Below are 16,129 nucleotides of genomic sequence, written 5' to 3'. Positions count from 1 at the left end.
GAATAAATTCTTCATATTTTCATGAAATAGAATCATAATCAAGACGATAAAAAAATAAAGATAAGAGTAATTTGGTTTGTTAAAAATATGTGCAGAAGGAGTTATGCGATGAACTGGGTTACTCATAAACCATCATTTGAATTTGAAACATTTAGTCCTATTATTCGGTCACAATCTGCGTGGAGTGGACATTTAGATTTTGCATATGACTTAGTACGATTTGAAAAACCAGAAACTTTAGTTGAGTTAGGTACACATTTAGGAGCTTCCTTTTTTAGTTTTTGTCAGGGAGTAAAAGATGGAGGGTTATCGACTAAATGCTTTGCAGTAGATACTTGGGCTGGAGATGGGCATACAGGTCCATATGGAGAAGGGGTTTTTCAAATAGTAGAAAAAGTAGTGAGCGATAACTACCTTAATATAGGAAATTTAATTCGATCTACTTTTGATGATGCTGTAGACCGGTTTCAAGATGAAACGATAAATCTTTTGCATATTGATGGCTATCATACGTATGAAGCTGTTTCTCACGATTATAATACATGGCTACCGAAAGTCGCGAAAAACGGTATTGTATTATTTCATGATATTGAAGTTAGAAGTAGTGATTTCGGCGTATATAAGTTTTGGGATGAGGTAAAAGCGAAGTACCCTCATTTTCAATTTGCGCATTCATATGGACTGGGAGTGTTATTTCCGAAGGGTTGTAGTGATAAGTTTGAGGAAATACTTAAAAATAAAGAAGAAATACAAAATATGTATAAATAAAGATAGGGCATACATCATTTTTATGATGTGTGCCCTATTTTTTATGTAGAAAATAATGGTGTGAATTAAAAAGCGAAGATAGTTGTAAAAAGTTTTATTGCAGCAAATATTAAAAAAGTTAGTATGGGATTTTTCTTTGTAAATAAAGTGAAGCTTTAATACGTTCATATCAATTCGGAATTTTACAGTAGTTAATTTCTTACCTAAGTGCTTTGCACTTACTGAATTTTGAGACGGGGGTCTTATTGGCCGAAAATATCGGGATAAATAAAAATACAACATTTTTTATATTTTTCATTGCGAAAAACGTAATCTACTTTTACAATAGAAAGGGTTGTGAATATATTATACTGGAAAAATAAATCGAAATAATATGAAAATTTTGTTTTGTCTTCGCTAATTGTATATTACATACATGTAAGACGACATACGTCATGTTATCGACTTGTAAGGAGAGAAAAAAATGAAAAGTGTAAGATTACCATCGATGCTAGAAATCATAGTTCTTTTATTACTATTTCTTGCTGTTGTCTTTTCCTTCCAAACGATTTTTGATCTCCCAATTCAATTAGCGCTATTTATTTCATGGTTTTTAGTAATTGCGCTTGGATTAAGATTAGGATTTCGTTATCAAGAATTGCAAGATGCAATTACGAAAGGGATTTCTAACGGATTAGAAGCGATACTGATTTTAGTTGCAGTAGGTGCTTTAATTGGAACATGGATTGCTGGTGGGGTAGTACCAACATTAATCTATTATGGATTAGAATTTATTCACCCTAGCATATTCCTATTAGCAACATTAATTATTTGTTCTATAACTTCTATCGCAACAGGAACGTCTTGGGGAACAGTGGGAACAGCAGGTATTGCTATGATGGCGATTGGTGAAGGACTTGGTTTACCACTTCCGCTTGTTGCTGGTGCAGTTCTTTCAGGAGCTTATTTCGGCGACAAATTATCACCACTTTCTGATAGCACAGTTCTTGCAGCTTCTATGGCGAAAGTAGATGTTATTGCTCACGTTCGAGCTATGCTCGTATTAGATGTTCCAGCTTATATTATTACTAGTATTATGTTTACTGTAGCTGGTTGGATGTATGGCGGCGATAATGTAGATTTGAATCGAGTAGAATTTTTAAAAGAAGCTTTATTAAAGCAATTTGATATTAAAATATGGATGCTTGTTCCGGCGGTCATTGTTATCGTTCTATTAGCGATGAAGAAACCGTCTATGCCAACAATTGCAATGGGAGCTTTAATTGGTGCAATTTGGGCAACCCTTTTCCAAGGGATGAACTTTGGAGAGGCGATTGGAACAGCTTATAACGGATTCTCAATTCAATCTGGTGTTGAGTTTGTTGACAAGTTATTAAACCGTGGTGGAATTAACGGCATGCTTGGCTCAGTAGCCGTTATTATTTTCGGTTTAGGATTTGGTGGATTACTTGAAAAACTAGGTGTTTTAAAAGTAATCGTATCAAAATTTGAGAAGAAATTAAATTCTGCAGGTAATGTAACATTGTCTACATTAATCGTGGCATTCTTAGCTAATATATTTGGTTGTGCGATGTATGTATCACTAATTTTAACACCAAAAATTATGGAAGATAGCTATGATAAATTAAAAATAGACCGTCGTGTATTAGCGCGTAACTCAGAAGTAGGTGGAACGTTAACTTCAGGTATGGTTCCGTGGTCTGATAATGGTATTTTTATGGCTGGCATTTTAGGTGTAGCAACGTTCTCATACGTTCCGTTTATGTGGTTAAGCTTCGTATCGTTAATTTTAGCAGTTATTTACGGATATACAGGCAAATTCATCTGGTATGTAGATGATGCAGATAAAGGAAAGCAAGCATCATAAAATAAAAATCACCTTCTACAATATGTAGAAGGTGATTTTTTTATTTTTTAATAGCATTTGCTGAAGTTATTTCATTCTCATATTTAGCAATTTTTTGTTGTATCTTTTTTAAGTTTTTTTCAGTGTCTTGAATGAGCTGTAAGACATTGGTCTCCTGTTGTTTCATTAATTCTAACCTTTGAAGGATAGTAGATTCTCCTTCCATAGACCAGTCGATAAATTGTTTTATTTTTTGAATTGGCATACCAGTGTTTTTTAAACACAAAATCATCTCTAAATATTTCAGTGCTTCTTCATCAAAAACTCGATCTCCTTTTTCGTTTCTTTGCAGAAAAGGAAACAGTCCTTGTTTATCGTAATAACGTATTTGAGAAATAGTTAAGTGTTGCATTTTGGCGACTTGCCCAATTGTATAATACATATCATTCATCCTTTTATTACCAAGGTATAATGCCATCTTTGTTAAGTATTTTACCATTATAGTTTGTTTCACTTAATGCATATTTAATAATAATTTTAGCACTTTCAGTGGTTGTATGGCCACCGGGGGAATTTCCATTAAGATCCGTAGTTGTAAAACCAGGAGTTACCCCAAATACTTCTGGACCGTTAGTAGCAAATTCTTTACTAAAAGCTAATGTTAAAGCATTAATAGCTGTTTTTGAAGAATTATATCCTAGTGTATTAATTGGATGTGTTTCACCATTAGCAAACATTGTTAGTGAGGCCATGTCAGTTGTTACATTTATTATTTTACTGTTGCTTGAATTCTTTAATAATGGTAAAAAGGCTTGCATCATTTGGAAAGTTCCAAAAAAATTAACTTCAAATCCTTGGCGTAAAGTTTCAATATTTAATTCACTAGGTAGCATATTGAAGTCTAGCGCTATGCCTGCATTATTAATTAATAAATGTAAGTGATCAGTCGTTTCGTAAATTTTCTTTGTTGCTTCTTGAATGGATTGTGAATTTGAAATATCTACTTGAATATAGGAAACGTTTGAAACATTTAAAGATTCTACGGCTTGTTGTCCAAGTTGTTCATTACGAGCACCTAAAAATACGTGATAATCTTTTTCTGCTAATTGACGAACAAGTTCATATCCAATTCCTTTATTCGCACCTGTTATAAAAGCATATTTTTTCATATTGAATTCCTCCAGTAATGTTATAGTAGGTTACAATGGAAAGGATACAGCCTAAACTTAAGTTTAGGTCAAGAGGAATTTTTTTAAATAAATATAGAATATCTATATATAAGAGTGAGAATTCTTATCATTTAAGAGAAAGTCTGTTATTATAAGAGATGTAGGTATTATATTTTCAAGGGGATGAAAACATGGAGTACAGAATTGAAAGAGATACATTAGGAGAAATAAAAGTTCCAGCTGATAAATTATGGGCAGCACAAACACAACGTAGTAAAGAAAACTTTCCAATTGGAACAGAGCAAATGCCGCTTGAAATTGTAAAAGCATTTGCAATTTTAAAGAAGAGTGCAGCGCTTAGCAATCAAAAATTAGGAAAGCTATCAGAAGAAAAAGCAGAAGCAATTGTAGAAGCTGCGGATGAAGTGATTGCAGGGAAATGGAATGAACATTTTCCGCTTGTCGTATGGCAAACGGGTAGTGGTACACAGTCAAACATGAATGTGAATGAAGTAATTGCAAATCGTGGGAATCAAATTTTGAAAGAGAAGGGATCTGACGTACATATTCATCCGAATGATGATGTGAACATGTCACAAAGTTCAAATGATACATTTCCAACGGCACTTCATGTAGCTTGTGTAATCGCAGTAGAAAATCACGTATTACCAGCAATTACGAAATTAAAAGAAACTTTAGCAGAAAAAGTAACTGCATTTGAACATATTATAAAAATTGGTCGTACACATTTACAAGATGCAACGCCGTTAACTTTAGGGCAAGAAATTAGCGGATGGCACCGTATGCTTGAAAAAACAGAGCGTATGATTGCAGAGAGCAATACATATATGAAAGAGTTAGCAATTGGTGGAACTGCGGTTGGAACAGGTATTAATGCTCATCCTAAATTTGGTGAGATGGTATCAGAGGAAATTAGTCAATTTACAGGTAAACAATTTGTTTCTGCACCAAATAAGTTCCATGCATTAACGAGCCATGATGAAGTTGTATATACTCACGGTGCATTAAAAGCATTAGCTGCGGATCTAATGAAGATCGCTAACGATGTACGTTGGCTTGCAAGTGGTCCACGTAGTGGTCTTGGAGAAATTATTATTCCAGCAAATGAACCGGGAAGCTCTATTATGCCAGGTAAAGTAAATCCAACGCAAAGTGAAGCGTTAACGATGGTTGTAGCGCAAGTAATGGGGAATGATGCAACAATCGGATTTGCTGCGAGCCAAGGTAACTTTGAGTTAAATGTATTTAAACCTGTTATTGCTTATAACTTCTTACAATCAGCTCACTTATTAGCGGATGCAATTGTTTCGTTTAATGACAATTGTGCAGTTGGTATTGAAGCAGATGAAGAAGTAATTAATGAAAATGTGAATCGCTCACTAATGCTTGTAACAGCGCTAAACCCACATATCGGATATGAAAATGCAGCGAAAATTGCGAAGCATGCTCATAAAGAAGGATTAACTTTAAAAGAAGCAGCATTGCAATCTGGGCTACTAACAGAAGAGCAATTTGATGAAATTGTAGATCCAAAGAAAATGATTGCTCCAAAAGAGTAATAGAAAAAGCCAGGGTTCTTAGTATAGAATCTTGGCTTTTTTGATGTTCATTTTTATGTTTCATCTACTTGCAATACTACAAGCTTCAAAATATATTATTTGTTAGCAGGCGTATTCATTACTTTCATCTGTGGGCAGTTCTCTTTTAAGAGTGAAATGAATTTTTCTTCTTCTAGTGGTATGAAAGTGGTCACTGAGTCAAATAAATTGTAATGGATTTCTAATTGTTGTCTAGTCCATTTTTTTGAATGAAGTTTTTTACCAGAGTATTTAACGTGACGAATATCTTCAAATGGAATTTCAGTATGAAAAATGAAACCGTGTTTTACAACAAGAGATGATTCCGTTACGTTGTAGTGAGAGAAATAGAATGAAGAAAGATTCACGATATTTAGCAGCATCATGAGAGTGAAAAAAATAGAATTTTCATTTTGGAAGAATAACGAAACGAAAAAAATAATTATAAATAATGTAATGAAAATGACGTGGAATGGATTTTTTTTCGCTTTAAATTTCAAGTTAGTCACCTCGGTATACTTGTTCTTTAACTAAATTAAATCATAACATTGTGATAAAACGTGTGAATATGCAGAATTGCATATTCACACGTTTTATTATTCATGTAAAATTTCTTGATGGGATAAATTCAAAAGAAGTTTTGTAATAGTGGAGTGGCATAAAGTGACTTACAAGAATAGAAAGATAGCGTTAGTCATAATTAGTTGTATGATGATTATGAGTAGTTGTGCTAATAAATTTGTTGAAGATAGAAATCGAAAGCATACATTTGTACAAGCAAGTAAGGTTTTAGTAGAGACTGTAAATAGAATATATAAAAAGTAAAGGATGTTTTCTTATACGAAAACATCTTTTTTGTAGTTAAAATTGAATACTGAAGTTTTGTAATGAGTGAATACCAGTTCCATATTCACTAATCGCATATGCGTTCTGTGCAATTTACTTAACGGTAAACCAAGGGTCTTGAAGAATATTCATGTTCTATTTTACATCCTATAAAATGAATTTGTATAAACATATTCGCTTTTCGTTGTATTAAATCCTTTCGATAGATGTTTTTATAAAAGTTTATAAAATGGGCAAACGAAACGTTGAAATGTTTGTTTGTGTTGTGATAAGATGATGAAGTAATAATAAACGATATAGCGATTTGTTTGGTTTTTAAATAAACATTTTGAAGGAGTGTTTAGTATGAGCGATATTTCAGAGAAGTTTTGGGATGCGTCAATAGAGGAATTAAAGAAAGGGTATGTGTTTGATGAAGAAAAAGAGGGGTACATTTGCTTAGCTTGTGGTGAAACATTTATTAAAGGTGTTATTTATCAAGATAATCAAGTTTTGTATGAAGCAGAGAAGTTCGTCCAATTGCATATTCAAAATGAGCATACGTCTATGTTTGATTATTTGCTAAATATGGATAAGAAATTTACTGGATTAACGGATTTACAAAAGAAAATGGTTCAGTTTTTCTATATGGGACTGAATGATAAAGAAATTGTAAAAGAGATGGATGGCGGAAGTACATCAACAATTCGTAATCATCGATTTACACTGCGAGAGAAAATGAAACAAGCAAAAGTATTTTTAGCGCTAATGGAATTATCAGAAGAAAAATCAAAAGTACAAACGAAATTTGTGCCAATTCATAGAACAGCAACGATGGTAGATGATCGATACAATATTACGGAAGAAGAAAATGATGAAGTATTAAAAGCTCATTTTACAGAAGGGTTAGATGGACCTCTCTCTAAATTTCCGAAGAAACAAAAGCGTAAATTAATTATATTGCGCCATTTAGTGAAGAAGTTTGATAGTAATAAAAAGTATACTGAAAAAGAAGTAAATACAGTGATAGAAAATGTATACCCTGATTTTGTAACATTAAGAAGATATTTAATCGAATATGGATTTTTAGATCGAACAGCCGATGGAAGTCAATATTGGGTGAAGTTATAATCATACGAAAAGAAAATGAATAGAAGCACAGTATTATAACAACTATACAAAGAGATAGAGATTGAAAATAGATGTTTAATAAAAGGAGAAATGAAATTTGAAACCACCTGCAGATAACAATAAAGAAGGTGCGGAGTCACATAAGTTGGAAAGTGAGAGTAAACCGATTTGGAAATCGATGTCGATGTTTTTAGTACCGTTATTATTAAGTAATGTACTACAATCAGTTGGACAATTATTTGGTATGGTAGTAGTAGGAAGATGGCTTGGAGTTAATGATTTAGCGGCTATATCAGCATTCTTCCCATTATTTTTCTTGCTCGTTTCATTTGTAATTGGTATCGGTTCAGGAAGCTCTATTTTAATTGGTCAGGCGTTTGGTGCTAAAAACGAAGATCGTTTAAAAGCTATCGTTGGTACGACGCTGACATTTACCTTTATTATTGGAGTTGTGTTGGCGATAATAGGAAGTATTTTTGCGATGGATATTATGCGTCTAATGGGAACACCAGAAAATATTATTGAAATAAGTGTACATTATGCACGGATTTTATTTATATCGATGCCAGTATTATTTTTATATTTCGCATATACAACATTTATGAGAGGTACAGGAGATTCTAAAACGCCATTTTACTTTTTAATTGTAAGTACAGCACTAAATATGATTTTATTACCGGTTCTTATTTTTGGATGGTTAGGAGCTCCGAAATTAGATGTGTATGGAGCAGCCTATGCCTCTGTTATATCTACAGTTATTACGTTTATTGTCATGCTTGTGTATTTAAAGAAGAAAAATCACCCATTACAACTAGATGGAACGGTTAGAAAATACCTTCGAATGGATGGGGAGTTATTAAAGCTATTGCTAAGGCTCGGTATACCGGCAAGTATAAATATGATATTAGTTTCATTATCTGAGATTGCCGTAATCGCATTTGTAAATCGTTACGGTTCGGATGCAACAGCTGCTTACGGCGTTGTGAATCAAGTTGCAAGTTATGTACAAATGCCAGCAGTTAGCCTTGGTATTACAGTTTCTATTTTTGCAGCACAATCAATTGGGGCGAATCAATTTGATCGATTGCAGAAAGTTGTGAAGGCCGGAATTATTATGAACTACGTCATCGGTGGTGTGTTAATATCTCTTATTTATTTATTCTCAAGAGACATTTTATCACTATTTTTAACGAGTCAAACTACAATTGAAATTGCTCATAGCTTAGTTATGATTACGTTATGGAGTTATTTAATTTTCGGTCATGCACAAATTATTAGTGCGACAATGCGAGCGAGCGGTACAGTACTTTGGCCAACTGTTATTGGAGTTGTTTCAATTTGGCTTGTAGAAGTACCCGTAGCATATTATCTTTCTTACCATACAAGTCTTGGAATAGAAGGTATCTGGATTGGGTATCCAGCAGCATTTATTGTCAGCTTACTATTGCAGTATGCATATTATAAGCTTTCATGGCAAAAGAAACGAATTACACGATTAGTTAGTTAAATAGAAAAAATGTCCCTAAGTTATTAGACTTAGGGACATTTTTTCTTAAGTGCAGGTTTACAAATAGCTTTTTAAAGTTATATCAAAATGTTGTCTAATGAGAGTTTTATCACTCATATAAAACTCCCACGCTTTTTCTGATTCACCGATAATCTCAAAGGATTCCTCTGTAATATATAAAGCGCAATTATCCTCCAGTGCAATTCCTTCTATATTCCCTTGATGATTTTGTAAAAAGGAATGGAAGGCGTTCATTCTGTTTAATTGATTATAATGTGGACAAAATCTTTTATTAACAATCCCCCATCCATTACTCTCTATATAACCAGAACCTTCATAATCTGATCGGATACTAGACGTGAACCAACACATAGCACCAGCGCTATAACCAGCAATAAGTGTTCCTTGTTGCAGAGCCAATAATAATTTTTTATCAAGTCTATGTTCTTTCCATTGCGTAAGCATGTGAATATAGTTTCCGCCACCCAGATAAATTAAATCGACTGAATGAATCATCTCGTCTATTTCATACTTAGAAGGTGAATCTGTTGTAATGCGTAAAATTTGTACTTCACAATGTAATTGTTTTTCAAACGTGTCTAAAAATAATTTTATATAGCTTTCATCATCATGACTAGCCGTTGGAATAAACAATACTTTTGGATACTGTTTATTTGTTAATTCTATAAGGCGTTCATTAATAGGCAAGTGATTTGAATCTTGTAAATCACCGCCACCAATGACAGCTAATTTCATAGTAAAGCACCACCTAATTATTTTTGTTATATAAAAATTCGATAGAAGAGAGTTACATTCCTTCTCTATATGTAATGAATAAGTAGAAAATGTAGTTTAAGTATATCGGGATAGTAAAGAAACTACTGACTATATATACCAATGAATTAGAAACCATTCATTGATATATAATATTTCATACTAATGTTTCAAAAAATGGAAAAAATATGTTTAAATAGATGTAATGAAGCATTCATTCATATTGAATTTATACTTATATTTTAAAAGGGTATCGGAAATAATAGCGATTTTCTAAAACAGTTTTTACTTTTAATAGGAAGTTGTATTACAATACGGTAAAATTATTTCAATATATTTATTTAATATGAAATACAAAGAAGGAGCGTGAAAAAAGTGAATTTTCGATTTGAATTTACAACGAAGCTGAAAGAATACTTAGACGATGAGAAGGATGAAAAAATAATAAAAGATGGACATAGAGATGTAATTTTTCACTATTTATATGCGTTAGAGACTGAAATTGGCGTTGTTAAAAATCCTAATTTTACTTTTTTTGCATCAGGAAGACGTTCACATATAGTGTTAGAAAACGTTGAATTTAAAACAGAAGTGAATGTGAAAAGTAATATAATCGAAATTGTAAAAATAGTGGATAATGTAGTTATTCCGTTAGATACTATCGTAGCGAAAGATCGGGAATTATTTGCCCTTGGGCGTAATGAGAAGTTTAGTGTACAAATATTAGAGCAGTATCTCTTTGATACATTTGGAGATAAGTTAGGCTTATAATGAATAGAATGATGTACGTATTTATAGGTACTGAATTTTAGTTTATATTACTCGCGTTTGACCTCTCATTTAATTTGTACTACAATTCGTAGTGTGAAAGGAGTCATACGATGTTTACGCAAAACTATAGGTTAAATGAGCAAGGATTAAATCATTTCTTTGGACCGCTTGAAGCGAAAATTATGGAGATTATTTGGTCTACTGAAGGTATTACTATTAAAGAAGTGCAGCAGAAATTAAGTGAAGAATCACCTGTGAATTTTAACACTGTTATGACAGTTATGAACAGGTTAGTAGAGAAATTACACTTAGAAAAACAGACTGTAAAAAGAAGTGGCATATATCGTGCTGTACAAACAAAAGAAGAATTCTTATCCAATCAAACGAAGAAAATGACACAGGAATTAGTGGGGGAATTTGGAGATTTAGTTGTAACTCATATGATAGATGAGCTAGAGCAGGCTGATCCGAATTTAATAAAAAAATTAGAAGACAAATTGAATCAGTTAAAAAAAGAGGATCGATGAAATGAAATGGCAAATGCGTAAAATCGTATTGTTAGCGCTCATTGTTAGTACCCTCTTTTTCAGCTTGTTATTGTATTATGTTACATATCCATTTCTCTTTCAAAACAAGGCATTCTTCCTTTCAAAGTTTTGCTTGTTTCAGTTAGAAAAACATATGAAAGAACTATCAATGGTTCGTATTATAGTAGCGGGGTTATTATTAATTACTGTATTGATTGTGTGTAAAAGAATTTGGCGGCAATTTTTCTATAGTAAAAAAGTACAAAAAGTACTTATCCCATTTATTAGAAAAGGAAAACAAATATATATACTGCCGACTGCGGAAGTTGCAGCGTTTACAATTGGATTATTCCGTCCGAAAGTTGTCATGTCGGAAGGTTTGCTTCAGACGTTTTCAGATGAAGAGATTGATGCGATTATTTTCCATGAAGAATATCATCAAAATAATTGGGATCCGCTAAAATTATTTTGTTTTACGTTATTAGCAGAAGGAATGATGTACATCCCGATATTAAAAGAATTGTTACAACGATATCATACGTATCAAGAGTTAGCAGCAGATAAATATGCGATGCAAAAAATGGAATCTTCATTTGAGTTAGGTAGCGCGTTATTAAAATTAATTAAAATAAAGACAATGGAGAATCGATGTGTTACAGCTTCATTTGCAAAAACAGCAATAAATTTACGAATCGAGCAAGTGTTAAATGAAAAGGTTGCTAAGCTTACTATTCCGTTACATACGAACTCGGTATATGTAACAATAGGGTTATTCTGTGTGTCGATTGTACTTATTGTTGGAGAGTGCATATAGCCTCTTTTTTTTAGGGTAAACACTACTCTATGTAGTGTGGATAGAGTGTTGTCATTTATATCATTATACTTTTTATCGCTATATATATATCTTATTTATCATATATTACAGGTATTTTATTGTATACAAATCAAATGACGGAAATGACAGCATTCTTTATTCGTCTATTCGGTGGATTTACAGGTTTTTAAAAATGAGGAGGAAGAAAAGTGAAGAAACTAATTGCTATTATAATAGTAGGTGCTCTCGTTTGGGCGGGGGTTAACTTTTATAATTCAAAGAAAGAAGAAAAGGAAAGAAAAGCGAAACAAGCAGAGTTACAAGAGAAAGAAGTATTACCACAAGTAGGTTTTAAAGCACCTGGCATCACATTAAAAGGATTAGACGGAAAGTTGCAGTCGTTAAATGATGCCAAGGGAAAACCATATATTATTAATTTTTGGGCATCATGGTGTGGGCCGTGTGAAATGGAGGCACCTGACTTAGTTCATATGTATGATAAATATAAAAAGGATGTTGAAATTTTTGCGGTGAATGCAACTGTTAGTGACCCAGTACAAGAAGCAAGCGCATTTGCTAATCGCTATGGGTTTGAGTTTCCTGTTCTATTAGATATGGACGGAGTAGCTGGACTAGATTATAAAGTATTCTCTTTACCGACGACATTTTTTGTTAATAAAGATGGAATTATAGTAGATCATGCACGAGGTGTATTACCACCAGATCAATTAGAAAAGAAATTTAAGAAATTGATTGAGAATTAAGAGCGGATTTTTCTATGGGGAAAATTAGAGTCACTAACAATATAGAATTTAAGAACGAGGTAGTAGATTTATATTTAAAAGAAGGTATGAGATATAGTAATTGAGTCTTTTTTGTTTGACATGTTTACGTTTTTTTATAACAAACGTTCTGTAATTGCATACTTGGCCTATATGTAGGTGTACCTATAAAATGGTGATTATTAACAATATATTGTTAATATCCGAACATCAAAGAGTTAAGTGAAACACTAAACTTACTATTGCGGAACTAGCAACATCATTAAGTTGGCTATCACAAGAGTTACAAGAATTAATGGAGAGTTTAAAATTCAATATAATCAATAAGGATTATATTGATTCATTTGTAAAATCTTTTTTAATTGGAATGTATTAATGTAAATCACACGCTTACTTAAATAAATATAAATTTTGCATATTTAATTGGAAATAGAGCATGATATTACCAATTAAATGGAGGTGTGTTAGAAATGCAAATTCGAGAAAATAATAATTCAAACGAGATTTTGGTAGCGGCGGCAGCAAGTGCAATTGAGCAAATGAAGTATGAAATTGCTCAGGAGTTTGGCGTTACACTTGGACCAGATTCAACTTCACGAGCAAATGGTTCAGTAGGTGGAGAGATTACGAAACGTTTAGTTCGTATGGCGCAAGAAAGGTTATCTGGTCAATATAAAATTCACTAAAGTTAAAGGTATATCCTATTGAAGGGATATACCTTTTTAATTTGTTTTTAAAGAGGATCGTTAAATTTTTTATTGTTGGTTAAGTTTAGAAACTGCGAATTTAGCTGTGAAATTCATTTTCTTCATGTAAGAAGAATTTACTCCTGCTTGAAATTGAACAGAAATATTACCGTCTTATTGTGCTTTGAATACGCGACCATATGGTGAATTAGCATTGTATGTGCCAATTACTTGATTATCTGCATCAAAGACTGTATAAGAAATTGGGAACCCGGAATTTTGTACAAAGACCGTAAGTTCTTCCCCTTTATTAAGATTAAATGATTCTTTTTGGGAAACTTCATAGGAACTCATAGAGTAGTATTTTGTAACTTCTTGAGTTTCTAAATTTGTAGTTGCTGCACTTGTTTTTGATGCCTCTACTCCTGGTAAATTCATATCTGATAGTACTACAATTCCTAGTGCCCCTGCTAAAATAGCTTTTTTCACAATGTTAGTGCCTCCTTTAATATATTTTGAGATTTGAAAAGGAAGTAAAAATACCACTTATTGAAACCATCACAGTTACAATGAGAATGATTTTCGATATGGTTTGATATGTAATTCTGCATACATAAGATGGCGATATAAGATAATCTATTTGAAATTTTGAATATTCTTAGAAGAAGAGGAGGACAAATTTTTAAAACTATGAATGGACTTGTAGCTGTTTTTTTACATACGTTGGTTTTATAGTGAATATTTCGTTGAGTTTATTTTTGTATGGAGGGGGTATTACAGTTGATTGATTACTATCAAATCTTTTTAATTACTATGACAGGTATTATTTTATTTTTTTATATACAACATGTAGGAAAATTAACGAAAAGAAACAAATAGACATTCTTTGTTGTAGTGTTTTTCTTTTTGAATTATTTGTTTCTTAAATTGGTATAGATAAATATAGGTGGGGATACGTTTTTATTTTAAAATATAAAAAAGGAAGGTGTAATCCTTCTTTTCATGATCCAGTATATCTATGTGAAGATTTAATGATATTGTTAAAGTATATATTATAAGATGTGAAGCGAACCTATTATTTAATTTACTAATGTTATTGGCGCTATGTAAATTGTATCAACAGAACCGTCAGCATTTGTAACTTCAACTTTATAGCGGAATGTGCCTGCAGCCCAAATATCTTCTCCATTGTCTGAGAAAGTGACTAATTCTTAAGTTGTACCAGCTGGTAACATAGAGTTCCAATTAAACCAAGTTTCATAATAGCCCCAGCCAGTTGCATATTGTTTTTCGATAGAAACTTTGTAATAAACTTATGTTTTTAGGATTTGAAGAATATTCTTAATATGGATTTTAAAGAAAATACATATTTTTTACTAGATGTGAGAAAAAGGAATTGAGGATATCCTTTAAAACAAGATATATTCTGGTCAAAAAATTAGAGGGCATCAATTCATTAAAGCAGTAAAAAACGTTTTTATGAATTGGTGTCCTTTTTGTTTTAAAAAGAGAATATATTTTCTCAACAGGACAAATGGTAATCAGCTATAAGTATTAATTATAAGGATAAAAGGAAAAGAGAAATTAATAATAAAGGAGAATGCGAAATGATAACATTAATATCTGAAAGAAATCTAGCTGAAATCCATGAAGACGATGTAGATGTATTAAAAGTAATGGCACATCCTGTCCGATTACAAATTGTAAATGAATTAATGCACCATAAAGTATGTAATGTTACACAGTTAACGGAAATATTAAGACTCCCCCAATCCACTGTTTCACAACATTTATCAAAATTGAGGAGAACCATACTCCGTTCAGAAAGAAGAGGGTTAGAGATGCATTATTATGTAGATAATGCTAAGGCACGTCAGATTGTTGAAATTTTAGGTTTATATGTATAACTAATTGTTTGATAATATCATACCGTAGAAGCTACCTAACAATAATTAAATTTAAAAGATTGTTTTATCTTGCCACACATAATTTAACACGATACATAGGTGTAAACTTACAAAGAAGGGTTTTAAATAGAAATTAGATATAACAATGGATAATGGTAAGTGTATTAAAGAAACTATAGAATTAATGAAATAAAAAATAAAAAATAAAAAATAATAAATAAAAAATAATAAATAATAAATAATAAATAGTTGTTGTAAAGGCTTATTCTGATAATAAAAGGAATTAGATACATTAAATTCAACTATGAGTTTTTTTACTAAAAATATGTAAGTGAAGATTATAAGCAACATAATCCTTTCGTAGCTGAAGGAGATACAGTTGCTCTTCATGTACATTCTCGTACTAACTCTCAAGATAAGGGAGTTGCTATAGTGGATATTTTTCGTATAAAGGATGGAAAGATTGTCGAACACTGGGATGTAATTCAAGAGATTCCAAATGAAGCAGCTAATGATAATACGATATTTTAGGTAGAAAATCTATTTATAGATTGTTAAAATGTTTTTTCAAAATAAGTAAGATTGCGTTAGTAAAAATATCCTTAGAGTAATTCTTTCTTACTAACGCAATTTTAAACTTTTTAAGTCCGTAATTATACTTGAAATCACCGCGATACCTAATACTATCCTCTATAGTTTATAGGAATAGTATCTCCCTGACTAAAGTTTTCAAGAAAGGATTTTTAAATGTTTTTTAATTCATTGCATGATAGCAGGAATTTAAAGTGGCCTCTATCAGTTCGTTATAACCTTTCTTAAAGTGAATAAATCCTCTTTTTATTTTCTCATTTCCTCCATTTTAAATATGCCTTTTTAGGATTTCAAATCTTACCTTTTCATCAAATTTATCTGCAATGTATATTACAGTTCCGGCAAGATATTTTAGTCCATAAGCTACGGGTGTCATCCAAAGTTTATTTAGGAAAGAAAGATCTTTAATTCGGTGCTTACTTGAAAAGAAAAT

Annotated in this window: 16 protein-coding genes and 2 pseudogenes; 13 read left to right on the top strand and 5 right to left on the bottom strand. The window is 31.9% G+C overall.

The window, feature by feature from the left end; translation table 11 throughout:
- Positions 1 to 108 precede the first annotated feature (108 nt).
- Together B9A45_RS21250 and nhaC are read left to right on the top strand one after the other, a co-directional pair.
- A complete protein-coding gene (locus tag B9A45_RS21250) occupies positions 109 to 768 on the top strand; it encodes a class I SAM-dependent methyltransferase (protein ID WP_001104673.1) in 660 nt (219 codons plus the stop codon).
- Between the two features lie 463 nt (positions 769 to 1,231).
- Positions 1,232 to 2,635 (top strand): Na+/H+ antiporter NhaC, encoded by a 1,404-nt coding sequence (gene nhaC, locus B9A45_RS21245; RefSeq protein ID WP_000843992.1) that lies wholly within the window; start codon positions 1,232 to 1,234, stop codon positions 2,633 to 2,635.
- Positions 2,636 to 2,675: 40 nt separating this feature from the next.
- Here nhaC and B9A45_RS21240 read toward each other — a convergent pair whose 3' ends face one another.
- Positions 2,676 to 3,056 carry a MerR family transcriptional regulator gene (locus B9A45_RS21240; RefSeq protein WP_000291861.1) on the bottom strand — a complete coding sequence of 127 codons (381 nt, stop codon included), beginning with the start codon at positions 3,054 to 3,056 and terminating at the stop codon, positions 2,676 to 2,678.
- Between the two features lie 16 nt (positions 3,057 to 3,072).
- Positions 3,073 to 3,783 carry an SDR family NAD(P)-dependent oxidoreductase gene (locus B9A45_RS21235; protein WP_000759549.1) on the bottom strand — a complete coding sequence of 237 codons (711 nt, stop codon included), beginning with the start codon at positions 3,781 to 3,783 and terminating at the stop codon, positions 3,073 to 3,075.
- Positions 3,784 to 3,974: 191 nt separating this feature from the next.
- Here B9A45_RS21235 and fumC point away from each other — a divergent pair, with 191 nt between their 5' ends.
- The gene (fumC, locus tag B9A45_RS21230; RefSeq protein ID WP_000456608.1) at positions 3,975 to 5,363 is read left to right on the top strand and encodes a class II fumarate hydratase; all 1,389 of its coding nucleotides are present in this window, start codon (positions 3,975 to 3,977) and stop codon (positions 5,361 to 5,363) included.
- 95 nt (positions 5,364 to 5,458) lie between these two features.
- Here fumC and B9A45_RS21225 read toward each other — a convergent pair whose 3' ends face one another.
- Complete coding sequence (locus B9A45_RS21225; RefSeq protein WP_000669070.1) at positions 5,459 to 5,881, bottom strand: PH domain-containing protein; 423 nt, start codon at positions 5,879 to 5,881, stop codon at positions 5,459 to 5,461.
- 163 nt (positions 5,882 to 6,044) lie between these two features.
- Here B9A45_RS21225 and B9A45_RS32265 point away from each other — a divergent pair, with 163 nt between their 5' ends.
- From B9A45_RS32265 to B9A45_RS21215, 3 genes are all read left to right on the top strand, one after another.
- Complete coding sequence (locus B9A45_RS32265; protein ID WP_000221432.1) at positions 6,045 to 6,206, top strand: hypothetical protein; 162 nt, start codon at positions 6,045 to 6,047, stop codon at positions 6,204 to 6,206.
- 366 nt (positions 6,207 to 6,572) lie between these two features.
- Positions 6,573 to 7,337 (top strand): DUF2087 domain-containing protein, encoded by a 765-nt coding sequence (locus B9A45_RS21220; protein ID WP_001280278.1) that lies wholly within the window; start codon positions 6,573 to 6,575, stop codon positions 7,335 to 7,337.
- A gap of 97 nt (positions 7,338 to 7,434) precedes the next feature.
- Positions 7,435 to 8,844 carry an MATE family efflux transporter gene (locus B9A45_RS21215; protein ID WP_000804128.1) on the top strand — a complete coding sequence of 470 codons (1,410 nt, stop codon included), beginning with the start codon at positions 7,435 to 7,437 and terminating at the stop codon, positions 8,842 to 8,844.
- Between the two features lie 57 nt (positions 8,845 to 8,901).
- Here B9A45_RS21215 and B9A45_RS21210 read toward each other — a convergent pair whose 3' ends face one another.
- A complete protein-coding gene (locus B9A45_RS21210; protein ID WP_084064916.1) occupies positions 8,902 to 9,600 on the bottom strand; it encodes a peptidase E in 699 nt (232 codons plus the stop codon).
- Positions 9,601 to 9,993: 393 nt separating this feature from the next.
- On the opposite strand from B9A45_RS21210, the gene B9A45_RS21205 reads away from it, so the two are divergent.
- The 5 genes from B9A45_RS21205 (at position 9,994) to B9A45_RS21185 (ending at position 13,198) form a co-directional block, all read left to right on the top strand.
- Positions 9,994 to 10,389 (top strand): DUF3942 family protein, encoded by a 396-nt coding sequence (locus B9A45_RS21205; protein ID WP_142263077.1) that lies wholly within the window; start codon positions 9,994 to 9,996, stop codon positions 10,387 to 10,389.
- Positions 10,390 to 10,499: 110 nt separating this feature from the next.
- The gene (locus B9A45_RS21200) at positions 10,500 to 10,916 is read left to right on the top strand and encodes a BlaI/MecI/CopY family transcriptional regulator (RefSeq protein WP_044584297.1); all 417 of its coding nucleotides are present in this window, start codon (positions 10,500 to 10,502) and stop codon (positions 10,914 to 10,916) included.
- 1 nt (position 10,917) lies between these two features.
- Positions 10,918 to 11,730: a M56 family metallopeptidase gene (locus B9A45_RS21195; RefSeq protein ID WP_000871931.1), complete on the top strand. Its 813-nt coding sequence runs from the start codon at positions 10,918 to 10,920 to the stop codon at positions 11,728 to 11,730.
- Positions 11,731 to 11,939: 209 nt separating this feature from the next.
- On the top strand, positions 11,940 to 12,494 hold the full coding sequence (locus B9A45_RS21190; protein ID WP_084064902.1) for a TlpA family protein disulfide reductase: 555 nt from the start codon (positions 11,940 to 11,942) through the stop codon (positions 12,492 to 12,494).
- A gap of 488 nt (positions 12,495 to 12,982) precedes the next feature.
- On the top strand, positions 12,983 to 13,198 hold the full coding sequence (locus tag B9A45_RS21185; RefSeq protein WP_001167053.1) for an alpha/beta-type small acid-soluble spore protein: 216 nt from the start codon (positions 12,983 to 12,985) through the stop codon (positions 13,196 to 13,198).
- Between the two features lie 69 nt (positions 13,199 to 13,267).
- Here the strand turns inward: B9A45_RS21185 and B9A45_RS21180 are convergent.
- A pseudogene (locus tag B9A45_RS21180) lies at positions 13,268 to 13,687 on the bottom strand (hypothetical protein).
- 1,118 nt (positions 13,688 to 14,805) lie between these two features.
- On the opposite strand from B9A45_RS21180, the gene B9A45_RS21170 reads away from it, so the two are divergent.
- Positions 14,806 to 15,105 carry an ArsR/SmtB family transcription factor gene (locus B9A45_RS21170; RefSeq protein ID WP_084064894.1) on the top strand — a complete coding sequence of 100 codons (300 nt, stop codon included), beginning with the start codon at positions 14,806 to 14,808 and terminating at the stop codon, positions 15,103 to 15,105.
- Positions 15,106 to 15,465: 360 nt separating this feature from the next.
- Positions 15,466 to 15,636, top strand: a pseudogene (locus tag B9A45_RS21165) (ester cyclase); the annotation flags it as partial.
- Between the last annotated feature and the right edge of the window lie 493 nt (positions 15,637 to 16,129).

Source organism: Bacillus sp. JKS001846, from assembly GCF_900176455.1.
Taxonomy (GTDB): domain Bacteria; phylum Bacillota; class Bacilli; order Bacillales; family Bacillaceae_G; genus Bacillus_A; species Bacillus_A cereus.
This window is presented reverse-complemented; position numbering and strand designations above follow the sequence as displayed.